Here is a 23192-nt window from a genome sequence, read left to right on the forward strand (position 1 = left end):
CGTCCGTGTTCACGCGGTAGCCGCTAATCATGCAGTCCTTTAAGTTGTACTCCATGTAGTTCTCCAGCGTGTCGCCGGTCTTCGTTAAGTGCAACTGAACCTGCTTGCCCTTACCCACACACGCTTCTTTAAACAAGTAAGGCGTGGTGTTATCCATGTACTTGGTGATGCGCAGCTCGCTCACGTCCGCCGACGTCGCTTCACGATCTTTGCTCGTACCAACACGAGCCGTGATCCCACGCTGTACACCCCAATCCAATGACAACACATCAATCCAGTCTTCGTGACCTTTTGCCGTCGCTTCACCCTTGATGCCGTCGTAATTCATAAATATAGACATAGTTTTCTCCTTTTAGCGTCCATATGCCATAAAATTTAACCGATATAATTCAAGATATATCTTGTGTGAAAAGATATCCACACTCAGATATTACTAATCAGTTCAAATTTTTCAACTTATTTAAATAAATAATCACAAAAACAAGAACCACTTCATAGAAATCATTATTGACTGCTAAATTTATTAATTAACGCTTGATCTTTAAGTCGTTAAATGAACAATCAAATGATCTTCTAGCCCCTGTCAAATATAAGCTTTCCATCTTTTGCCTTTACGAGAACATCGCCAATATCCTGTTCCTCAATCATGGCGTTGAGGAAGTGCTCTGATAACTCCGGCAATAAGCTCTGATTAATGATCTTTTGGATGTTTCGGGCACCAGAATCGACCTCGGTACAACGAGATACAATATTAGATATAACACTCTCATCAAAGTCGCATCTCACCTTGTAGGAATCGGTAATTCGATCAGACACCTTCTGCAGCTGAATTCTTGTGATTTGAGCCAGCACGTCTTCACCCAAAGGCACATAAGGTAACAAGGTGGTACGCCCAAGGAAGGCAGGCTTAAACACGTTCAATAACTCTTCATGAATAAGTTTATTCAGCGCCTCGCCTTCTGGCATGGTTTCAGGATCCTCTGCCAGCTTCATAATGGTGTCGGTGCCAGCATTCGAGGTCATAATAATCAACGTGTTCTTAAAATCGATGTCACGCCCTTCACCGTCCTTGAGCATACCTTTATCAAAGACCTGGTAGAAAATATCCTGTACACCCGGATGCGCCTTCTCCACCTCATCAAGCAACACCACTGAATAAGGCTTTCGTCTTACGGCTTCTGTTAAAACACCACCTTCACCATAACCAACATAACCTGGAGGCGAGCCCATCAGTAAGGAAACCTTATGCTCTTCCTTAAATTCAGACATATTAATGACTGTGATATTCTGCTCGCTGCCATACATCTGCTCGGCCAACGCCAGCGCCGTTTCAGTCTTACCGACACCACTCGGACCGGCTAATAAAAAGACACCGATTGGCTTGGTTGGGTCAACCAGCTTCGCTGCTGACGTCTTCATCGCTTTAGCAATGCCCTTCAGCGCACTGTCCTGTCCAACCACTCTTTTACGTAAAGTGTCTTCGAGATTAAGAGAAACGCCGATGGAACTCTTCTGCATCTTGCCCACTGGAATTCCTGTCCAATCCGAAACCACTTCGGCAATCACGCGCGAATCGACTTCGGGGTACACCATTGGCGATTCACCCTGCAACTTTTCCAGATCAAAGCGCAGCTGTGCTAATTCACTTAAGATGTCATCGGTATCAACGGCATCTTTAGCATCGGCTGAGTAATCGCCGTCATCAACCTCTTCTTCTTCTGCTTCTTCAGTCGCTTCAACATGTTGATTCATTAGCTGGTTAATTTTTTCTACCAGTTCTTTTTCCTGCTGCCAGCGCTCTTCGACCGCAGCTAATTCTTCAGTGATTGATTCCTGCTCAGACTCCAGCTCGTTTAGTCGTTCCTGATGCAAAGCATCGTCATCAGCTTCTTTATTTAGGATAGTGACTTCGCGAACGATTTCTTCCAGTTTCTTTTCCAACTCTTCAACTTGTCTTGGCTTTGAGTTTTGACTCAAATTAACTCGCGCACAGGCCGTATCCAAAAGGCTGACCGATTTATCTGGCAACTGTCTACCTGCGATATAACGCTGCGATAACTTAACACTGTCGACTAGTGCCTCATCCAGAATTCGAACTTTATGGTGACTTTCCATGACATCAGTTAGCCCCCGCATAATAGCCACCGCAGTATCGAAGTCAGGCTCTTCAACTTTCACCACTTGGAAACGTCGAGTTAACGCGGCATCTTTTTCAAAATATTTTTTATACTCGGCCCAGGTCGTTGCCGCGATCACTCGCAACTCACCACGGGCTAAAGCCGGCTTTAATAAATTCGCCGCGTCATTCTGCCCCGCCGAACCACCGGCACCAATCATGGTATGCGCTTCATCGATAAATAATATAATTGGCTGCACAGATCCTTTAACTTCATCGATAACATTTTTCAATCGATTTTCAAACTCACCTTTAACACCGGCACCAGCTTGCAACAAGCCCATATCTAACACTCGAACACTGACGTCCTGTAATACCTGAGGTACTTCTCCGGCGATAATCTTGCTGGCGAAACCTTCGATTACTGACGTCTTGCCGACACCGGCCTCACCCGTCAAAATCGGGTTATTCTGACGGCGACGCGTTAAGATATCGGTCAGTTGGCGTATTTCCTCTTCACGACCTAATACAGGATCCAGTTCGCCATCACGCGCCTGCTGTGTTAAATCGACCGTGTACTGATCTAATGCTGGCGTACCTTTCGAAGACGTATTTGCAGTCGCTCCTTGCTCTTGAGTACCCTCATCACTATCAGCGGTTATCTGTTCAAATTCAACGGATAGCTGTTCATGATTTAACTTCTCAAGCTCTGGGGAAATACCATGAATCAGCATAGACAGGCTGTCATCTTTTAAGAGTGCCAGCAGTAAATGTCCGGAGCGAACCTGTGTATTCGACTGTTCGATTGAGGCCTGTAACCATGACTGCTTAATTAAACTCACCAGGTAAGTCGAAAGTGCTGGCGGATGTTCATTTCCGGTTTTCAACCGCTCCAATGACTTATTTAAATCACGGATAACTTTATTTCCATCCACCTGAAAGTAATTAAATATACTTTTGAAGTCACTCGACTCAGTGTCCAATATCTTCAAGAACCAATGCTCGATTTCGACATAAAAGTGACTTCTGGATAGACATAATCCAGCGGACCCTTCCAGACTGGTTTTACAAAATCCATTTAGCTTATCAATAAGCACTCTGAGTTCATTATTTGACACAGTATTCTCCTAATCCCGTTTGTTAACAGTAATAATTAATAACTTTTTCGTTGTCCGTAGACAGCCCCATCCAGGCACTCGAACCGAGGGCCGTTTTCTGCTGGCCGGGGCTGAGCTGAACAGTCTGACAATGCTTGGCCTTTACTTTCAATTTAAAATTAAATTCATAACCGTCGCCGACTAAATTCTTTAAGGTTTTGTTGAGTAACCGGTTCATCTTCCCTCCCGGCGTTAAACTGCGGAAAGTTGCGGCATCATTGACCTCAAACTCAACTTCAAAACTCGAGCTCAGATCCCAGCAGCGCCGACCCAGCATGGTGTTTACGCCTAACTGATTAAAGCTGACTCCTTGACCATTCGAACCCATTCGGCTCAACTGATCATCCTCCAGTTCGATCCATTTACCCTGGAACTCATTAACCGCAGCGTTTAAGCCGGATAGGTCGTTGATTACGCTCTTCAGTTTGTCTGCCGAGCGGGCACAGGCGTAAGTCAAACCACTATAATAAGCCGAAGAGTTTTCCTTCATGGGATATGACTCGCCAGCAAGTGTCGTCATAATCAAATCAGCGGTTGATTGATAATGACTGACGTTGGCTTGATACGACTTATCGGTGTCCAGGCGGTACTTTGCCCAGCTGCGATACATCAAACTGTTCAACCGATGATTAAACATATCCAAAAAATCTTTCAGGACATGGTTTTTATCTCGCAGGCTCTTAGCCAGAGTTTCCGAATAATGGTTCGGCAAGATGCCATTAGCCCCTGTCAAACTAAACAGGGCGCTGGTGATTAATACTTTTTCACCATCACCCGTTCGCTGAGTAGATACGATCGCCGGCTCGTGAGGATCGAATGATTGTTTATGCTTGAACTGGATGAAACCTTTTTCCAGGCAGTCCAAAGCCCTGCTTTGATGTTTTTTAAACAATTGCTGCTCAATTGCAAAAATCGCTGCAAACGGATCGTCTGCATCGCTGCGCTCTTCCAGTTTCAATGTCATGTCGTTCATAACAATTTAACCTTGCCACCTAACACCGGCCAGCTATAAACCTTTTCTCTATGCCCCTGCAACTTAATACTTAACTTGACGAATGAGTTAACCTGACAAAGCTGCGATAAAAAGGCATTCAGCACACAGCCAAATAAATACACACTGGTGCCCGTATAGTATTCTTCATCACAAATCAGGGTCAGGTTGTTACCGTGAATCACACCAGAATGCCCTCCAATAACAGCTCTTGAAACACTGGGCTCGATACTCATTTCCTGAATTCCATCGATCATATTTTCAACTTCTGGAAGTTCGAAAAAGTTGTATAAGCCCAATATTTCCTTTAGCCCATCAACTCCCTGATCCGACAAATAGCTCAAATTCAGATGACGCGCTAACTGCCAACGAGACTTATCGGTGACCTGAGGTCGCTTTGGTGTCGATAACCGGGTTTCCGATTTGATTTGGCGGATCGTTGGCGTGGGCTTTGCAAACAACAGCTGACAACCACCTTCACTTAACCGCAGTCTGGTCGTTAAATTCCTATTGCTGCACTCGGTAACTAATTGCAAAAACTTTGGCCTTTGCTGTTCTTCTTGTGACTGTGGAATTAGCGTTAAAATAGTCTCTAGCCCGGCAGAGCGTTTGCCACCGGCACGCTCATTGTAGGATCGTTGATAATTCCACACCCAGGCCTGCTCTTTAATCGTATTGGGTTTATAAATTGGGAACAGCGGCTCCTTATCTCCAGACTCATTAATGCTGTTAACCGCTTTAATATGATGTACTTCATAACTGTCGGGCTGACTGGCTGACGGATTCACTTTATAGTCATTAATCAAAGGTTCAACGTCGATCAATTCTGGATTATGTTCAAATAAATTAATGGCCGGCGTTGCTCCAAGTGAAAAATTGGCCGCTGTTAGGAATTGCTCCAGATCAGGGTAGTGCTCCTTACAATACAAGGTTATTTCTTTTTGCACCGCTCCCTGTTTAAAGCCTAAGTTAATATTTTGTAATTCAAAGAATAAAAACTTGTCTGGAACATGGTAAAACTCCGACAGTACCCTGAAGCCCCCAAAGCTCTTCTTATTATAGGGTAAGACGGCTTCGTCCGATTCAAAACCCAGCTGTCGAATATTGACCGGATCAATACGTTTTTCTTCTGCGCCCGCGGACTGATCTTTAATGGTGATCAATACCGTATCGTTATGGATAAGCTCAAACAATTTGGCAACGTGTTGCTGCTGTCCTTTAAGGAAGCACCGTAAGTGCTCTACCTCGAAACCATCATCATCCAGACCTTCACTGGTTGCTTCTATCTCAAAGCGCAAACGCGACAGTACCTTGGTTTTGCGACTCGGTAATTCCGGTAGCTCGAACGGCAACCCGCTATAACTCGCTTCACTGACCTTCAGCGGATATAACGTGGTGTCATAACAGGTCTGAAAGCGACACTCGGTCATACCGCTCTGGATGGCGCGGAACCGCGTTCCCTTGCTGATGGTATAAGGCTTATCTACCCCTTCTTTTAACTCAAACGAAAAAACACCGGTAGCGGGAATTGGCGCAAAGTAATCGGGGTATAACACGCTGAACAGAGACTGGGTTAATTCCGGCAGACCAGAATCGATATTTTGCTGTACCCTCGCTGTCAAAAACGAAACGGCCTCGATTAAGCGCGCGACATGCGGATCTTCGATTTCGCTCTCGTCCAGTCCCAGATGGCCAGCAACTTTAGGGTGCTTCTTAGCAAATTCTTCTGAGTATTCTCGGAAATACGCTAATTCTTTATTGTAGTAGCTAAGAAAATTATCCTTCATTGTCCAGCTCCTTAACACTGAATAAATGATCAACCGGATTCAGTTTTGTACTGAACGATAAACGTTCCCGATCCTGCTCTATAATCAAATTAGCAGTGATCATCAGCCGCACCACCCTGTCGACAGGATCGCTGTTTTCCAGAATCTTAACCTTCACTCGCTCAAGGCGCGGCTCATATTGCTCAATCAACTCGCGGATCTCGATACAAAGCATATCCTTATCACCCGGGTAGGTGAGGTTCTTTGTTGAAAAATCCTCCAGACCGTAGTTCACTGATGACAGCTTCAGCTCCTGTAGCGAATCAATCAGCGGTGTCCAGTCGAGCTTAGTATTGAGTAACGACTCGATATCACGACATACCATTTTTTTATAACGCTCATAGGGATCAAAATAATGAGCTCCATTGTCCTCATCATGCAACATATCCAGTAATGACGATCGTAATTCCGGTATCTCGTTCGGTTTCATCCGTTATAAACACTCCCTGCCATCAAAATAGGTACTGATGTGTAACTCCACGCGGCGATTGGTAGCTCGACCCTGTGGCGTTTTATTTGAAGCAATAGGATTCTTTTCGCCCAAACCGCAGGATCTTAAGCGGCTGATATCAACACCACGCAACACCAGGTTGGATAACACGCTTTCCGCACGGTTTTTCGACAATTTCAAGTTATAATCCGCCGAACCAACATTGTCGGTAAAACCAACCACAGAGACCGAGCTCTTGTCATAGACGTTAAGTAAACTCGAGATCCTATCGAGCAAATCTTTTGCACTACTGGTCAGAACCTCACTATCTGTTCTAAAGATATCCTTACCTTTTAAACGCAATGTCACGTCATAAAATTCGGCATCGGCATAACGGATCACCTGTACCTGCTCTTCGTTAACAAAATTCCGATAAAATGACTTATCGATGATTTGCATATACTCTTCGGGTGACACGATTTCTTTTTGATAAATGAAGGTTTTTTGTTGCTCCGAACGCCGCTTTTTCTCCAGATAGCGTTCTTCCTCCGTCATTTCTCCCCACTGAAAAGTGTTATTTAATAATTCACATCCAGAGAGAAATATCATCGAACATAATATAATTGTTAATATTCTCATTGTTAGGTCCCAATGTTGGGTTAGTGTTATGGTTACTGTTGAAACTCAAGACTATTAATTTCTAAAATTGATACGGCTTCATCACCGACTAGATAGGTCTTCTGGCCCATTCCGCGAACCGTTTCTGTGACATCACACTCCTGCCAATCGGTTTCTCTTGCCAGTCGCTGCTGATCGGTAGCTGCATCAATATAAGTCACCGGTATATACACTTCCCCTTGTGTGCCGTCATTGAGGATCAGATCCGCTTTGCGCCACAGATAGTCGATAGGTTGTTTAGTATCCTCAAATACAATGGATGAAATCGACTCATTGGCAATCCAGTAGTAATTGCCATTAGGAGCCAGCACTTCCATAAAGCCACCATTCAAATCATCCAGGTCGCGAAAATCATCAAATCTTTTGTCCTCTTCATTCCATGAGCCTTTGACTGCCTGACGACCCTCTTCTGCAGCATGCAGAGCATCAGCAAATCCTTTGCTATCATCGGCTCTTAAAGCAGCTATCGCTTCAATGTGTTTTTCCATCTGAGGTGATGGTTCACCAATGACCTTCGGTGGACGTCCCTGCTTGTAGAAATCTTCTCGATGCTGCGCCGCTCGGATCAGGTTACGCCAGTTCGCCACTTCCATAACGTATTTCGGCTCGAGCGTTGATAATAAGTCCAATTGCTTATCGGCCCGTTCATACTCGCCGGCGACACACAGCATCTGACCAAATAGCATTCTTTTAAAATGCTGATCTGGATATTGTTTTATTTCTTCTACCAGTTGACTGATACATTCATCTATCTTCCCTTCACTGTACTTTTCTGAAAAGCCTTCCATTTTTTATGCTCCTCGCTTGCTTTGAACTATTTCGGTTGTTAGTTGAATACTTGACGTTAAATTATCTAATTGAAAGTGTGGACGAATATGCATGTCGCACAGCATATAACCGGGTTTATCTGGACGTTCTGCAACACTGACTTTCGCTTCCCGCAACGGATACTTGGCTTTGATTTCCACCGATGCGTCATCATTTGCCGTGGTATATTTCAGTAACCACTGTTGTAAAAACTGCTCGCACTCGGTTTCATTAATAAAGCTACCCACCTTCTCCCGGCAGATCACTTTGATATAATGGGCGAACCGCGAGACACACAGGGTGTACTGCATCATGCTCGACATGGCCGCATTGGTCGTCGCTACTGAGTCCTTATACACCGCAGGTTTTTGTACCGAGTTATTGCCATAAAAACCAATATATGGCGTTCTTGCCATCGCTGTTGCCGGTATAAAACCGTGGCTATGCAGCTGCTGCTCAAGGCTGTCGGTGATACTGACGGCGATGGGTGACACTGGTGTTTCGCCATCCACCGGGGATAGTTCAACCGGCAGATCAGTGACCACACCACCATTAATTTGTCCTCGCGATACGCCTCGAATGGAAGCAAACCAACCATGCTCACTAAATGCTCTCATCACGGTCGTCGCAAAGGCATAGATTGCATTGCCCCACAAGCGATCACTGGGCTGTTCAATGGATTCCTTAAACACAAAACCATCGGCACGGGTTCCATCATCCTGATAGCGACGTCGCATCAGGATGTCGGGCAACACAATGCCTAAAAAGCGAGCATCCTCACTATCGCGCAGGGAATTCCAGGCCCGATACTCCGGTTGACGCATCATGTCTGAGACATTCATTAAGGGTGACAGCTCTTTGTACCTGTCTACTCCAAAAAAGCTTGGTTCCAGACTGGTTAAAAACGGTGCAAAGGCAGCCGCTGCTACCGATGACATCAACTGCAGGATTTCAATATCCGAGATGCCGACCTCGGGTCTGGGCTTTAAGCGCATGCGGTAAGAGCCAAGCAATAATGAATAAGGCTCACCACCTGGATTGTCATACTCCTCGGAATAGACCTTCTTAAAGATCTCACTTTGATCAAAATCTATCGCCCGAGAAAGATCCTTACCTAATTGGGCTAAGCTAATATCCAACAACTTAATTTTTGTGGCGCGCGCTGAGCGCTCCAATGCCCTTTCGCAACAGAGAAAATAAAGGCCCCGCCAGTTTGCTTCTAATTCCTGAAAGCGCGGGTGATGGATAATGGCGTTCACTAAGCGATTAATTTTCTTATCAATTTTAAGCACCATGATCTGTAACTGGATTTCAATACGTTCCCAGTCGAAGCCATCACCCTGTGCCCCTATCGCTTCGGCCTCTCCATGTATCTGTGATTTTATCTGAGAAGAAAGCTGAGCAATAGCCTTGTCATTATTCTTTTGCAATGCTCTTAACTCTTGATTATCCTAGAAAAAGCTATTTTCGCCCAGGAATAATAACACTTCACCCCTTCAAAAAAAACTCAGAAACGTGATACTTTTCTTAAATATACCTTAAAAAATTAAATTATTTATCTTGACGAGCTTGGTTGCTACCGTTACTTTCCCTCTCTTATGGCTCTGGATCATACCCACTATTAACTACAACACTTTAAGGAAGTACTATGAATAAAAAGATTCTTATACCAATACTGGCTGTAGCTTTCCCACTAACGGTAGACGCCCAAAGCTTAAAGACTGGTGACACTGTTACTATCACAAATGGCACTTTCACCATACTAGATGCAACCGGCTACCCAGTTTTTACACATCAAACAAATTCAAGTAACTTTTCTCGTGACATTGAAGTCATTGACAATAATCGTGTGGCCTTTTGGTCTGACGATGCATTCTCCCCCAGCCTGACAATTTTCAATGTCACTGATCTTAGTGAAACCAAATATACTTTCCCTGGCTGGTCGACCGTTAACAATATTAGCTATGGAGGGTTGGCAATTGATGGTGATCAGCTATTCATGACTGATATGTCGACTAGTGGTGCCGAAGCGCGGGGCATCATACGTTTTGATCTTAACAACCAGGCATACAGCCGTTTTGCTGATCATGAAGGCTACATAGACGTTGCTTTTTCCACAAACGGTTTACTGTACGCACTTAAAGATGACTATTGGGGACATCTCGATATTATCGATCCAACAACAGAAGAGGTTATAAATAGTATTAACCTTGATGCTGTCTCACCTCGCGGTGTGGCCGTTGATGCTGATGGCAACTTATATGTAACGGAATGGGGTGGTAATGTTTTGCAGCTGGATAGTCAAGGCCAACAGCTTCAATCTATCACTGTTAGTAACAATCTTAACGATATAGATGTCAATGCAAGCGGGCTACTAACAGTCACCAATTGGGAAGGCCAACTTTATGAAGTCGATTTTGCGCAACACAGCAGCTATTTGCTTTATACTGGCAGCAGCTATCAAATGCCTTTCACTGATCCTGTCGACTTCACACAAGTAGCTCCTGAATCTCCAACGCTACAAGCTCATTCTTCGCGCAAAGGAAAATGGATAAATACGACCCTCAACTGGTCAACAGCAGCAGAGTCGGTCGATATCTATTTCAATGGTTCCATTATTGAAACATCCAGTAGTAACGTTGCTCAATACTCATACAGTAAATTTATCTCGCAAAAATTTGTGGTTTGCAACGCAGGGACTACTGACTGTTCACAGCCATATATCGCAAACTAAATAAATCAATGGCTGAAAGCTTATAAAACTAGTTTTCAGCCTACTTTTCTCAAACTCTCAAGATAATCTTGCAAGCAACTCCCACCTCATAAAAGTCCTTTGCTCTTAAATCCCTACTCCCGATATAGCGATATCCATACAAGCAGCTTTTCAGGTTAGTGCACAAAGCGTATTATAAAATATCAGTAGTATATTTTTTGTGCAGCCTTGATGATGGTTGCAGACAGTAGCATTTAACCTATAGGGAGGCAGTATCTATGAAGTCTCAAGTGGGATTATGGATAGACCAACGACAAGCATTTATAGTTGAGCTAACCGAAGACGAACTCAGAACGAACACAATCGAGTCAAACGTTGAAGAGCATATCGATCAAAAGAGGGGATCTCGTTCCGCTGCCCCATACACTTCACAGGGGATCTTTGCGGAAGACCATGCTGACCGGCGTTACCAGCAACAGTTAACGTTATTTTATCAGAAAATAGCGCAGGAGCTTGATGGTGCAGAGTCGATTTTTATTTTTGGACCCAGTATGGCCAAAAAAGAGCTTTACAAATATTTAGAGGAAACCACTCTCAGGAACCAGCCCGACATCAAGGTCGAAACCGCCGACCAAATGCCTGAAGTTCAAATTGTTGAGAAAACTAAACAGCACTTCCATTACAAAAAAGGTGAACTCGGTTAGTTCTCAACTTTTTGTTCTACCCTTTCTCCTTGATGCCGGGTGTTTTATTGTTTTTAAGTAAGCTTACTTTTCCAGCCTCAAACTCTCAAGGTAATCTTGTAGGCAAACTCCCGCCTCATAGAAAGCCTTGTCGTTCATATAGCATTTACATTGACCGATAATGCCTTCCATTGCGGCGATCAGAAAGCGCGCAACATTGTTTGGCACAACGTCTGGTTTTATATGCCCCTGCTCAACTCCCCGCTGTAGGGTACTTGCTAATGCCTGGTGCCACTCCTGCCAGATATCGGCAATACGCGTTCGAAACGATTCGTCCAGCGGTGACATTTCCTGCGTTAAGTTATTGAGCGGGCAACCCGTATGCAGCTCATTCGCGCTGATTTCGTCACGGGCATCTTTTAGCATAGCGATTAAGTCGTCGATAGGACGCTCAATATGTTGCAAAGGTAAAATCCAGCGCTGGTCGATCCAGGGCTTTAACACCTCGTCGATAACTGCGTGGCCCAACTCTTTTTTACTCGAAAAATGATGATAAAAGGCCCCTTTGGTCAATGATGTTTTCTGTAAAACACCATCCACGCGTAAACCCTGATAGCCCTTGAGAAGGATCTCCTCAAAGGCTACCTGTAAAATTTTACCTCGTGTTGCATCAGCATCTCTGACGCTCGCTTTAATCGCTTCTGCGGACATTATCGTGCTCGTTTTAAACTACTCTTATTAAAGTCACTTTCGTCCAATCCAGTGTTAAATTCATATTCAGACCACTTGACGACGGTGCTCTTGCCGGTCTGATGATTCGTCATGACCTGCTTGTGACCACGCCAATACTTATCTAAGTATAACTTAAAATCAGACACATTCATGGTTTTTAATGCATCACCTTTCGTGTCAAAGAATTCTATGCGGTGAACACGGAAGTGCTCCTGATCGATCCAGGTATTGGTTTTACTGTAGCCTGAGTTCTCATAAGTCGGGTACGATTCCACCACGTACATTTTTCGTCCATCCAGCTCGTCTTCACGTAAGAATTTGTAGTCATACTTTTCGACTTCGAACGATGACAAGTCTTCATAGGCGAACTCACTGCCCATCCAGGGCCCCGACTTATTAGACGACGAGATACGCTTTACGCGTTTCAGCGCTGGTAAAAATAACCACTGATCATCGTTACCTTCGATATGTGAATAGGTCAAAAACGCGGTGCCTTCGACATCACGTGGCTCGTCAAATATGCTCAAGCTTTTATCGCCATCGCCCTCCACTTCGAGGCTTTTCACACGAACTTTACGATCGGTCTCGTTACCACTTTTATCACGCAGGATCATGGTCATTTTAGCTTCACTATCGCCCCAGCCCGTATTACGGGCCTTCATTTCTTTAGCAATAGCCAGACCCTTCGCCTGTGGATCGGTCGCGTCCGTAATCTGCGGATTTACGGATTCGTTCGCTTGCAGCGTCATAGACGCAAAGAACAAACTGGCTAACATTAATAATGGTTTCATCAATATCTCCTAATTTATTGATTTTGATGGATTAATTCACCTTCTGTCACTTCAGCTTTTTTTGGTTCAAGTAACATCAGTAATGGTGGTAATAATAAGAAGTCGATAATCAAGGCGGCTGCCAGTGTGATGCCGGTCAAGATGCCCATATGACTGTTCATCACGTAATGAGACATGCCCAACACCAGGAAGCCTAAAACTAAGACAATAGTCGTCACTGTTAGTGCCGTCCCCACAGTATGGAAGGCGTACTTCACTGCCGCGTGGGAATCTAAACCCTTTTCGCGCCTCGCGCGCAGGTATTTACTCAGGAAATGCACCGTGTCGTCGACCACGATACCCAGCGTCATGCCAGTCACTACCGATAGACCCATACCAATCTGGCCCTGGAACATGGCCCAGATCCCAAAGGCTACTGCCATTGGAATAATGTTCGGAATTAAGCTTAATAGACCCAGCTTCATCGAACGTAACGCTACGATCAATAATAAGGAAATCAATACCAAAGCCCAGGCGGTACCGGTCAACATTGAATAAATATTGCGCTGACCAACATGAGCAAACATGATCGCTGGACTGGAATCTGCAATTTCTAAGCTCGGCGCGTTTTGCTCAAACCAGTGGGCAAACTTCTCCTCCAGCGCAATCACTTCGGTGCTGGAAATATTCTTCAACGCTAGCTGCACCCGCGTTGCCGACTTGTCGCTATTGAGCTGATTGTTCAGGTCCATTCCTTTCGGCAGCGACATTTCATACATCAGAGTAAACTGTGAGGTCAGTTGGCGTATACTGGTATTCAACTCTTCCGGTGTTGTCGCCTCCTCTTTGAGCAGACGGTTACACTCCTCCTGCAATGACTGCTTCGGCAGTCGGTAACAGGCCTCACGATCGCCGTTCATACTCTTGTTCAGCCGCTTCATGACATCGGTATAACTTTGCACGTGTAGCACTTCCGGCTGCTGTTCAGCGAAAGCCACGAATTCTTCCAGCGTATCCATAAACTCGGCTTCGTGAATACCACTATCTTCCCCTGTTTGCAGGTTATAGAACATGGTATAGAGGCCGGTCAGGTTTTCCGCGGTATAATCCGAATCAACCCGAAAATCGATGGTGGTATCGAAATACTTAACGAACTCATCGTTCAGTTCATTTTTTGGCAGGAAAGCAATAATCGCCAAACTGATCAGCGCCATAGCCGGCAGCAATAATTTACGTTTGGCGACTACGAAGTCGCCCAGCCGATCCATCATCCTGTAACCGTTACTTTCCGTGGTTTTGACTTTCGTCGGTAGCAACAACATCACGGCCGGCAGGAACGTCACCGAGAAAATAAAGGCATAACTCACGCCTATCGCCACCGTATTACCCAGGTCACGCAGTGGCGGCACTTCGCTAAAGTTCATGGTCAGGAAGCCGATAGCGGTAGTGATACTGGTCAGGAAAATCGGCATCATATTGATACGCAAACTTTCAACCATGGCATCGTTCTTATTCATGCCATGACGCATATTGTGCAGGTAAGTCACCAACAGATGCACCGAGTCGGCTACCGCCATGGTCGCGACGATCGTCGGTACCGAGAACATTGGTCCAGTGAGGAAAATCCCCAGCCAGCCGGCGGCACCCATGGCACTGACAATGGAAAAGATGATGACAAAAAGACTACTAAAAGTACCGCTGATACTGCGCATCATAAAGAATAGCGCCAACGGAATGACCAGTAACAACATCAAAGGCGTCAACGTCATCATGTCATTCTGCCCAGTTTCGGCAAATGCATTGTTCATCATGATAACGCCCGTCAGACGCACTTCCAGATTCGGGTTACGCTCCATCAATTCATCACGGAGCTGGCGCACGTGAGCGGTAATTTTCGGCACAGCACCCAAGATTTCCGCTTTTTTCGCGTCCCAGGCTTCACCTTCCAGCCCTTCCAGATCCGGATCGGACGGAATTTGTACCGTCACATTGACCGCGGTAACGCTTTTGTCGGGATTAATGATGCGGTTAACGAGCTGCGGCTCGTTAACCACAATATCGGACAGCCGTTCGATCTGCTTATCGCTGAGATCATCAATCATCTGCGGTGTCACCGACTCATGCTCACACTGGCTATCAAAGTCAGCTGACTTATCGGGCACGCAAAGCAGCGCACCAACCAGCATATAATCTTCGTCTTCTGGCGTGACCCAGGTATGCTGATAGTTGGTAATCGAATCGACACGAGTCGAGTAAGGAATTTGCCAGCCCTGCTCCGTCAGCCATTGAATGCTTTTCAGGGTCTCCCGATCAAACACCGTACCTTCTTTCGGCGTCAAGACAAACATGACATTATCGGCTTTGTCGTAAGTATTTTGAATGTTCTCAAAATCCACTAACTGTGGATTATCCTCAGAGAAAAACACTCGATAATCGGTTTTGATTTCCAGCTTGCTGCTGCCAAACGCCGTCAGAACCAATAAAACAATGGAGCTTAACAATACAAACCAGCGGTGATTGACAATAAAACGCCCAAATTTTACGGTTTTATTGTCTTTGTTATGAGAATTTTGATGCGTGTCAGACATGTTTAATCCCTTTTCCTTTGTTAGGGTCTGTTGATCTTGGTGCCATCGGTAAGATAGGAGTTGCTATTTAATAACAAACCAACTAGTCTGTCAACAACGTAGCACACACTTTTCAGACAAAGAATCAGACATGAAAACATTAAAAGAAAAGTTTAAAAGCGAGTTATCTTTAGGTAAAGAATATTATATAAAACAAGAGCTTAATAAAGCATTCTATTATTTAGAACGGGCCCATATTTTATCCCAGCCGCACTATGGTCGGCACGTACTGAGCCATTACTGGATGTTGCGCGTCGGGATTAAGCGCTTCGACGTTAAAGAAGTTTTTGGTCAGATGATTCGAATTATCGGCTCAATCGGTTCCCTGTTTGGAAAGTATCCGCTTGGCAATACGGGGGGCGCCAACGTCTCCCCTTTTAAACCCATGCCAATCCCCGACGACTTAAAACTTTATTTAATGCCAAGTCCTCGACAGGAATGAAATACCAGTTACCACTCAGCCCATGCCAGTTTTGTCTTGTCAGCTTCGCAACAACGTAATACTCTAATCCCCCTATTGATTACGGCGGGCTGACAAGCTTTATGACATCACTAATCCCGGAAGAAAACATCATTGCCTCAGTGCGTTATTGGCTGTCGCAAACCGTTATTGGCTATAACTTTTGCCCTTTTGCTCGTCGTGAACTTGTCAAAAATAGTATTAATTATCGCGTATCGTCAGCTAATAGTATCGAAAATTCGCTTTATGAGCTGGTTGAGGAATTACAAACGCTCGATCACAATGCCTGTGTCGAAACCAGTCTGTTAATCTTCCCTCAGAGCTTTGATGCCTTTGAGGATTATCTGGATCTGGTGGAGTACGGCAACCAGTTATTTGAGCGACTCGAGTACACGGGCACCTACCAAATTGCCAGCTTTCATCCTGACTACTGCTTTGATGGTCTGGAAAGCGATGATCCGGCAAACTACACCAATCGTTCACCCTATCCCATCTTACATATCCTGAGAGAAGCCAGTCTGGAAAAAGCCCTGAAAAACTACGATGATCCTGAATCCATTCCCCAGAACAACATTGAGCTTGCCAGAGAGAAAGGGAAAGCTCACTTTGAACACATATTAAAACAAGCTAAAAAGGCCAAACTGGACTAGGGCAATATCTTATGCCAACAACTATCGGTTCAAAATAGTCGCAATCTTTTCTTGTAATTCGGGCAGCAGGCTTTGCTCAAACCAAGGATTTTTCTTTAGCCAGATATTATTGCGTGGGCTAGGGTGGGGCAATGGGAAGTAATTTACTGCTTTTTCGATGCCATTATCGATGTTTTTGGCGCTTTTAACCTCTATTTTCTGATATTTACGCCAGTCTTTTACCACCGGTGTTATCGCCTGCGATTTTTTTACTCCCAGGTGCCATTGCAGCGCATAGTGTCCGATCACTACCACCAGCTCCAGATCAGCTAGTTCTTTTAGCAGTCGATGTTGCCAGGTCTGAGCACATACTGGACGAGGAGGGAGGTCACCAGATTTACCTTTGCCGGGATAGCAAAAGCCCATCGGTAAAATGGCGAACTGCTGCGGATCGTAAAAAGCTTCTTCATCCACCCCAAGCCACTGCCGCAGGCGAACACCGCTGGCATCGTCGAACGGGCGGCCATGGCCGTGCGTTATCTGCCCTGGCGCCTGGCCGGCAATGAGTACCCTGGCATTTTTACCAAACTGAAAAATAGGTTTTGGTCCCAATGGTAAGTCTTCACAAATGGTGCAGGCTTTAACTTCGTCGACCAATCTTTGGCTCATGAGATTAGACTATAGTATTTTTTTTCGCCGGAAACAGGGCATGTAAACATCAATTTTGCTGCTTTTAACTGCAGATCGATATCATCCAGTTCAGCCCCACCGTGCAGCCTGTCGCCCAGGATGGGGCAGCCGATACTTGCCAGGTGTTTTCTGATCTGGTGCTTACGTCCCGTTTCAATACTCACCTCCAGCAGGCTATTCTCCCCCTCAACCGCCAGTTCTTTAATGTGGCTCTTCGCCGGTTTTCCATCAATAGCTTCGGACACGGTTAACTCTGGCCGTGGCAAACGCCCCCGTACGCGGGCATGATAGATCTTCTCAACTTCTCGCTTAGCGAATAACTGTGACAGGGCCGCGGCTGTCTTCTTATTATGAGCCACAACCATTAAGCCACTGGCAGCTCGATCCAGTCGATGTACAATAAAGCTCTGCCGATGATAATCAAAATACTGTTCAACCAGACGCCCAATAGAGCAGTGATCTCCCCACTTGGAGCCCTGAGCCCATACGCCGTAAGGCTTATTCCATACCGAATAATCGCCTTCATCGGCCACCAGCTCCGGGTGCGCTACCGTTTCTGCCAAAATATGCGGGTTATAGTATAAAAAGAGTTGATCGCCTTCTTTCAGCTTGCTGTTCTTGCGGCGGATAGGGCGCGCAGCCCCTTTTTTATGTTTGTTTTTTGCCAGCCACACGGCACCTTTACTCATCGCCTCTTTGATCTTCTGTTTTGACAAACCGCTCTCATCAGCTAATAATTCAAGCGGGTTTTGTTCAGAAGAGGTGACCCCAACATGTACCTCTAGACTCGAGCTGACTGTTTCTATCATATTGATTTAATTAACTCTTTACTACAAAGAAGGATTCGCCAGTGACACCATCGTTTGCTTTTTTCGCAACACCGGATGCCCCATCACCTCCTAGTTTACTCAGCGAACTACCCACTGTCACTGACTCAGTTCAATTATCCGGTTATCACGGCTACTTCTACTACGATACTCAAGATCAGGAACCGCGTCTGAGCTTCAGCGCCATGCTGGACGGCGCTTCGGCTTCCTTTCACCTTGATTTCACTAAAGGCAAGGTGGCGTATCGGCGCCAGCATGGCGGGGGGCGCAAGCAGCACATTGCCAAAGCCTGCGGTTTGAAGCACAACTGGCAGCCCGGGATTCTTGACGCCACGGCCGGGCTCGGGCGCGATGCTGCAGGACTGCGCGGGCTAGGCTGCTCCCTGCGATTAATCGAACGCTCTCCTTTTGTCGCCAGTTTACTGGAGGATGCGATACGAAGGGCCGCCCAAAGTCAGCCAGAACTGTATGCAGACCATTTCGAACTATATCAGGGCCAGGCTTCCCAGTTGATAAAGCAACTATCCACAAAAACTCAAGCCGATATTATCTATCTCGACCCGATGTTTCCACCGCGTAATAAAAGCGCCGCGGTAAAAAAAGAAATGCGGCTGGTGAAACTACTGGTTGGCGAAGATCAAGACGCAGATCAACTGCTGCCCACCGCACTCGAATATGCTAAATATCGCGTGGTGGTTAAACGACCGAGCTATGCGCCGTATCTCAATGAGCAAAAGCCCTCGATGAGCATTGAGTCAAAGGGCAATCGCTTTGATGTTTATATTATTGGCAGCCCACATCAGCTATAGTAATCTACATGAAAACCTATTTATCGGAGAACATCGTGAGTAATCAACAATGGCAAGATACCCTTACCACGCTAAACTCTGTGCAAAAAGGTGATTTGATTAATGAATCCGAATTTAACGACTGGCTTCAGTCCTGGGGAAGTAAAAACGAGAAAAAAGCGCCAAGCAAATCCTCGATTTATTTGTTTCGAGTTACACGATAAGCTACCTTTTAAACCACAAGAGCATTGCCGTTTTGCGCTTGTAGTGTAAATAGCTATGATTTATTTGAATTAAGAGGGAGTAGAACTATGGAAAAGTTATATTTCAACCCTGGGTTGGTAATAAGTATTGGAAAGAAGGGCTTTATGGTCTAAAAGTCTTGCTACTTGGAGAATCTCATTATGGAGAAAAGTTAACAAAAGACTCGGAAGTAACCAAAAATGTAGTTATGAAATTGGGCATTACGGGTAAACACAGTTTTTTCACTATTTTAGCTAAATCATTATCATTAGATTCTTCTGCAGTTCTTAGTAGCGATGATAAAAAGCATTTTTGGGATAAAGTTGCTTTTTATAATTTCTGCCAAGAAATTGTTGCAGAAAAAGCTAGAAAAAGCCCAAGTCCACAGATCTGGAAACTCTCTACTGAGCCTTTCTATGAAGTCTTGAACGAACTAAAGCCTGATTTAATTTTAGTGTTAGGAAAAAGACTTTCCTACAACTTGCCTAAGATTCCTGACAATATCAAATACAAAGTCATTAACCATCCATCCAGTGGGTTTAGTTACGCACGATGGATTCCACAAATTAAAGAAGCATTAATTAACTCAGGAGCCAAGCTTGAGCACAAACTTTAAGGGAGCCATTATAGGCGGAATTTACCCCGACAGCATTGGGCTTGATTATTTTAGCTATTACTCTTGCCCAAAACTTGACCAATATGACTTTATAGTCTTTCACCCTGACTTAATTTCAGATCTTCCTGATGATGGCATACAAGTTGAAAACGATAATTGGATAGCGGAACCGTTTAATTTTTTGAATATTAGCGCCCGGAATTTATTCTGGCAAACCACTCTTCTTGAGCTTTTGGCAAGGGGATCTAATCTTTTCTATGTTTTGGATCCTTTTTTTCATAGAAAACCGAAAGGATAGTGAAACTTTGAGTAATCATTTAGATTTTGATGGCGTTAGGCTTACAACCTATACTAACAAGGATGCTTCAAACTATTTACATGAAACAGATTTATTCGATTCATTATTTTGTCACATCAAGCCTTACATCACTCCTAGGTGCGAAATAATACCTTTAGCTCACGAACAAATTCAATTTCCTGTTAGAAGTATAAGCAGCAATATAGTCGCTGGTGTTTATAGTCCTGAAACAGCATTTGGTTCTTTATGCTTGTTGCCAAATATTGATATCACCACTGAAGGAACTCCTTATTATGACGAGTTATTTAATGATGATGGAACATTATCTGAAGCTCCTCCGAAAGAAACAATAGAATTCTATAATCGTTACTTTTCCCTTCTTAATGAAATTAGTGCGAAGCTAAGATATGAGTAGATAGTATTTATTTTTCCACCATTAGGTTAACGTTTTTTAATATCCCGATAAAAGTTTTCATGACTTCCAAGTACCATCAGCTCTAAAACCAACTCGCCTTTATCAAAGCTATAGCCTAATAAGGTCTGTTGTTTTGCCATTTTAAATTTATAAACTCGTAAAAATACCAGGTCGCCTTTCTTTTGCTGTCCGAGGAGAGGTTCATCAGCCAGTGTCTTAATCGCTTTATCCAGATCCCTTTTTTGATTCTTGTGCAGTTTTTTAACCGTTCGTTTAAATGACGGCGTTTGCAAAATCCTTTTGACTTTAGCCAAAGTCGTATTCCTCCAGTTCTCCTGCTTCTTTCTCTACCTGAGCGATTATCGCCTGTCGCACAAAACTGTAAGGCAGGTCTGGGTTATCTTCCATAATTTTGCCAATCTTGGCCCAGTGCTCAATCTGCTTTGGCATAGAACGGTTCATGGCCTTGGCCATAATGGCAGCCTGATCCAATAGTTCATCATCAAGGCGAATACTGGTTGTACTCATAGTGTTAGCCTCTTAGTTTAAAGTTAGCGCCATTGTAGCATGACGCATCAATTTGATGCAAAGCGCCACACAATATGTATGCTGATACTGACTCGTCATTCCCGCGAAGGCGGGAATCTACTACAACAAAATGCTACTTTAAAGATTCCCGCCTTCGCGGGAATGACGTGCTAGTGGTTTCAGAATCAACCGCTAATCTTCACCCTATACAACCGATACTGTAGCTGCCCGGCTTTTTTATCTTTAATTAGTTCCCAGTTTTCAGGAATTTCGACTTCCAGGTTCTGTTCAATTTCGAGGTAAATCAGGGTATCACCTTGCACCATGTTAGTTTGTACTAACTTGCTAACAATCCCTTGTGCTATATCTTTATGGAAGGGCGGGTCGAGGAAGATGATGCCGTAAGGTTGGTGCTGAGTTTCTAAAAACTGGTTGGCGTCCTGGTGAAACACCTGATCATTATCAGCGTCGAGCAGGCCAAGATTGGTTTCCAGCTGGCGGGCGGCTTTTTTGTTGAGTTCAACGAAATCCACATGACCCGCACCACGGGAGAGCGCTTCAAGGCCCAGAGCGCCGGAGCCTGCGAACAGATCGAGACAACGCGCTCCATGAATCTCTCCCTGTAGCCAATTAAACAGGGTTTCTCTTACACGATCCAGGCTCGGTCTTAGGCCTTCCACTTCAAAAAACTTGAGTTTGCGCCCTTTCCACTGACCACCGATGATTCGAAATTGTCCAGCACGGGATGATTGCTTTTTTGAGCGTCGATTGTCGTTATAGAATTTATCGCGATTAGCCATATTTCACCTAAGAAGCTGACGACAGCTAGAGTATGATGGTAGGATAGCGCTTTTATTGATTGTAATAAACAAATTACGGATTGTTCGGTTCATGAGCGATAACAAATCGAAAAAACGCGGCCTGTTTGGCTGGTTTGGTAAAAAAGACGAATCGTCGGAAAACAATGACGCTCCAGAGGCATTAGAAGAAAAACTGGAGCAGGCTGAAGAGGCTATTGATAAAGCCATAGAGCAGGATCTTGAAGAGCAGCTCGAGACAGACGATACCGATCCAGTAACTGAAGCGACAAAAGCGCCTCCTACTGAGGATCTGAGGCAGCAATCACAATCGTCAACGGCTAACGAGGAAACAATCACTCCCGACGCCACTCCTGACAAAGCGCAAGCAACACCGCTGCCGGCAAAAAATCATACCGAAACCCAGGAAAGACCAACCCGTAAAGGCTTCTTTAGCCGTCTGAAAGATGGCTTAAGCAAAACTCGCTCTCAATTAACCAGTGGTATTGCCGATCTGGTGCTTGGTAGTAAACAGATTGACGACGAACTGCTCGAAGAGATCGAAACCCAATTACTAATGGCGGATGTTGGTGTTGAGGCCACGCGTCGCATTATTGATGACTTAACGGAGAAGTCTGAGCGCAAAGAACTGAAGAACCCTGAAGCGCTGATGGAGCGTTTGCGTCAGTTGCTGTCAGAAATTCTGGCCCCTTGCTCAGAACCTTTGCAACTGGCTCATAAGCCACACGTCATTTTAATGGTCGGTGTTAATGGCGTTGGTAAAACCACCACCATCGGCAAACTGGCCAAAAAATTTCAACAAGAAGGAAAGTCCGTCATGCTGGCAGCCGGCGATACTTTCCGTGCTGCAGCGGTGGAACAGCTTCAGGTCTGGGGTGAACGTAATAATATTCATGTCACCGCCCAACATACCGGTGCCGACAGTGCCTCGGTGATTTTCGATGCACTACAGTCTGCGCAAAGCCGTAACGTCGACGTACTGATTGCTGACACGGCAGGGCGTCTGCACACCAAATCAAACCTGATGGATGAGCTGGCGAAGGTAAAACGAGTGATGCAGAAACTGGATCCCAGTGCACCACATGAAGTGATGCTGGTGGTCGATGCCGGAACCGGGCAGAACGCCCTGAACCAGGCGGAGCAATTCCATAAAGCCATTAATTTGACCGGTGTCACGATCACAAAACTGGATGGCACCGCAAAAGGTGGTATTATCTTTGCTCTGGCGGATAAATTACAAATACCAATCCGCTTTATTGGGGTCGGTGAAGGAATCGATGATTTACGTGAATTTAACGCCAACGATTTCATTGAAGCCTTATTCACAACCGAAGAGGCTAGCTAAGTTAT

At 44.9% G+C, this 23192-nt stretch carries 26 protein-coding genes; 10 read left to right on the forward strand and 16 right to left on the reverse strand.

The window, feature by feature from the left end:
* The 8 genes from H7708_RS06570 to tssC all read right to left on the reverse strand — a co-directional run.
* The coding region (locus H7708_RS06570) for an Hcp family type VI secretion system effector (protein ID WP_223669691.1) at positions 1–340 on the reverse strand (340 nt) is incomplete at its 3' end.
* A 233-nt stretch (positions 341–573) separates the two neighbouring features.
* On the reverse strand, positions 574–3234 hold the full coding sequence (tssH, locus tag H7708_RS06575) for a type VI secretion system ATPase TssH (protein ID WP_223669692.1): 2661 nt from the start codon (positions 3232–3234) through the stop codon (positions 574–576).
* A gap of 22 nt (positions 3235–3256) precedes the next feature.
* The gene (tssG, locus tag H7708_RS06580) at positions 3257–4246 is read right to left on the reverse strand and encodes a type VI secretion system baseplate subunit TssG (RefSeq protein ID WP_223669693.1); all 990 of its coding nucleotides are present in this window, start codon (positions 4244–4246) and stop codon (positions 3257–3259) included.
* Entirely contained in the window at positions 4243–6051 is a 1809-nt protein-coding gene (gene tssF, locus H7708_RS06585) for a type VI secretion system baseplate subunit TssF (RefSeq protein WP_223669694.1), read from the reverse strand. The genes tssG and tssF overlap by 4 nt, the downstream gene beginning before the upstream one ends.
* Positions 6041–6520: a type VI secretion system baseplate subunit TssE gene (gene tssE, locus H7708_RS06590; protein ID WP_223669695.1), complete on the reverse strand. Its 480-nt coding sequence runs from the start codon at positions 6518–6520 to the stop codon at positions 6041–6043. Before tssE ends, tssF begins: the two co-directional genes overlap by 11 nt.
* 3 nt (positions 6521–6523) lie before the next feature.
* Complete coding sequence (locus H7708_RS06595; protein WP_223669696.1) at positions 6524–7075, reverse strand: OmpA family protein; 552 nt, start codon at positions 7073–7075, stop codon at positions 6524–6526.
* Between the two features lie 116 nt (positions 7076–7191).
* On the reverse strand, positions 7192–7986 hold the full coding sequence (locus H7708_RS06600; RefSeq protein ID WP_223669697.1) for a type VI secretion system accessory protein TagJ: 795 nt from the start codon (positions 7984–7986) through the stop codon (positions 7192–7194).
* A 3-nt stretch (positions 7987–7989) separates the two neighbouring features.
* Entirely contained in the window at positions 7990–9435 is a 1446-nt protein-coding gene (gene tssC, locus H7708_RS06605; RefSeq protein ID WP_223669698.1) for a type VI secretion system contractile sheath large subunit, read from the reverse strand.
* Positions 9436–9653: 218 nt separating this feature from the next.
* Between tssC and H7708_RS06610 the strand changes: the two genes are divergently transcribed.
* Positions 9654–10739, forward strand: coding sequence for an NHL repeat-containing protein (locus tag H7708_RS06610; protein ID WP_223669699.1), 1086 nt, complete (start codon positions 9654–9656; stop codon positions 10737–10739).
* A 257-nt stretch (positions 10740–10996) separates the two neighbouring features.
* Positions 10997–11422, forward strand: a complete 426-nt coding sequence (locus H7708_RS06615) for a hypothetical protein (RefSeq protein ID WP_223669700.1) — start codon at positions 10997–10999, stop codon at positions 11420–11422.
* A 63-nt stretch (positions 11423–11485) separates the two neighbouring features.
* On the opposite strand, the gene H7708_RS06620 is transcribed toward H7708_RS06615, so the two are convergent.
* The 3 genes from H7708_RS06620 to H7708_RS06630 are packed head-to-tail and all read right to left on the reverse strand — an operon-like array spanning position 11486 to position 15491.
* Positions 11486–12112, reverse strand: a complete 627-nt coding sequence (locus tag H7708_RS06620; protein ID WP_223669701.1) for a TetR/AcrR family transcriptional regulator — start codon at positions 12110–12112, stop codon at positions 11486–11488.
* On the reverse strand, positions 12112–12924 hold the full coding sequence (locus tag H7708_RS06625; RefSeq protein WP_223669702.1) for an outer membrane lipoprotein-sorting protein: 813 nt from the start codon (positions 12922–12924) through the stop codon (positions 12112–12114). The genes H7708_RS06620 and H7708_RS06625 overlap by 1 nt, the downstream gene beginning before the upstream one ends.
* Positions 12925–12938: 14 nt before the next feature.
* Complete coding sequence (locus H7708_RS06630; protein WP_223669703.1) at positions 12939–15491, reverse strand: efflux RND transporter permease subunit; 2553 nt, start codon at positions 15489–15491, stop codon at positions 12939–12941.
* A 130-nt stretch (positions 15492–15621) separates the two neighbouring features.
* Here H7708_RS06630 and H7708_RS06635 point away from each other — a divergent pair, with 130 nt between their 5' ends.
* On the forward strand, positions 15622–15972 hold the full coding sequence (locus H7708_RS06635) for a DUF3703 domain-containing protein (protein WP_223669704.1): 351 nt from the start codon (positions 15622–15624) through the stop codon (positions 15970–15972).
* 101 nt (positions 15973–16073) lie between these two features.
* Entirely contained in the window at positions 16074–16640 is a 567-nt protein-coding gene (locus H7708_RS06640) for a DUF1415 domain-containing protein (RefSeq protein WP_223669705.1), read from the forward strand.
* Between the two features lie 21 nt (positions 16641–16661).
* On the opposite strand, the gene H7708_RS06645 is transcribed toward H7708_RS06640, so the two are convergent.
* Both H7708_RS06645 and H7708_RS06650 read right to left on the reverse strand, forming a co-directional pair.
* Positions 16662–17288: a uracil-DNA glycosylase family protein gene (locus tag H7708_RS06645; RefSeq protein WP_223669706.1), complete on the reverse strand. Its 627-nt coding sequence runs from the start codon at positions 17286–17288 to the stop codon at positions 16662–16664.
* Complete coding sequence (locus tag H7708_RS06650) at positions 17285–18118, reverse strand: RluA family pseudouridine synthase (protein ID WP_223669707.1); 834 nt, start codon at positions 18116–18118, stop codon at positions 17285–17287. The genes H7708_RS06645 and H7708_RS06650 overlap by 4 nt, the downstream gene beginning before the upstream one ends.
* A gap of 41 nt (positions 18119–18159) precedes the next feature.
* Here H7708_RS06650 and H7708_RS06655 point away from each other — a divergent pair, with 41 nt between their 5' ends.
* From H7708_RS06655 to H7708_RS06675, 5 genes are all read left to right on the forward strand, one after another.
* On the forward strand, positions 18160–18945 hold the full coding sequence (locus tag H7708_RS06655; protein ID WP_223669708.1) for a class I SAM-dependent methyltransferase: 786 nt from the start codon (positions 18160–18162) through the stop codon (positions 18943–18945).
* Positions 18946–18980: 35 nt separating this feature from the next.
* Positions 18981–19148, forward strand: a complete 168-nt coding sequence (locus H7708_RS06660) for a hypothetical protein (RefSeq protein ID WP_223669709.1) — start codon at positions 18981–18983, stop codon at positions 19146–19148.
* Positions 19149–19375: 227 nt separating this feature from the next.
* Positions 19376–19783, forward strand: a complete 408-nt coding sequence (locus H7708_RS06665) for a hypothetical protein (RefSeq protein WP_223669710.1) — start codon at positions 19376–19378, stop codon at positions 19781–19783.
* On the forward strand, positions 19767–20081 hold the full coding sequence (locus H7708_RS06670) for a hypothetical protein (protein ID WP_223669711.1): 315 nt from the start codon (positions 19767–19769) through the stop codon (positions 20079–20081). Before H7708_RS06665 ends, H7708_RS06670 begins: the two co-directional genes overlap by 17 nt.
* A gap of 7 nt (positions 20082–20088) precedes the next feature.
* Positions 20089–20496, forward strand: a complete 408-nt coding sequence (locus H7708_RS06675) for a hypothetical protein (RefSeq protein ID WP_223669712.1) — start codon at positions 20089–20091, stop codon at positions 20494–20496.
* Positions 20497–20522: 26 nt separating this feature from the next.
* Here H7708_RS06675 and H7708_RS06680 read toward each other — a convergent pair whose 3' ends face one another.
* The 3 genes from H7708_RS06680 to rsmD form a co-directional block, all read right to left on the reverse strand.
* Positions 20523–20810: a type II toxin-antitoxin system RelE/ParE family toxin gene (locus tag H7708_RS06680; RefSeq protein WP_223669713.1), complete on the reverse strand. Its 288-nt coding sequence runs from the start codon at positions 20808–20810 to the stop codon at positions 20523–20525.
* On the reverse strand, positions 20803–21024 hold the full coding sequence (locus tag H7708_RS06685) for a ParD-like family protein (RefSeq protein WP_223669714.1): 222 nt from the start codon (positions 21022–21024) through the stop codon (positions 20803–20805). Before H7708_RS06685 ends, H7708_RS06680 begins: the two co-directional genes overlap by 8 nt.
* 185 nt (positions 21025–21209) lie before the next feature.
* On the reverse strand, positions 21210–21824 hold the full coding sequence (gene rsmD / locus H7708_RS06690; RefSeq protein WP_223669715.1) for a 16S rRNA (guanine(966)-N(2))-methyltransferase RsmD: 615 nt from the start codon (positions 21822–21824) through the stop codon (positions 21210–21212).
* A 91-nt stretch (positions 21825–21915) separates the two neighbouring features.
* Between rsmD and ftsY the strand changes: the two genes are divergently transcribed.
* A complete protein-coding gene (ftsY, locus tag H7708_RS06695; protein ID WP_223669716.1) occupies positions 21916–23187 on the forward strand; it encodes a signal recognition particle-docking protein FtsY in 1272 nt (423 codons plus the stop codon).
* The last annotated feature ends 5 nt before the right edge of the window (positions 23188–23192 follow it).

The organism is Kangiella shandongensis, from assembly GCF_020005365.1.
In the GTDB taxonomy this organism is placed as follows: domain Bacteria; phylum Pseudomonadota; class Gammaproteobacteria; order Enterobacterales; family Kangiellaceae; genus Kangiella; species Kangiella shandongensis.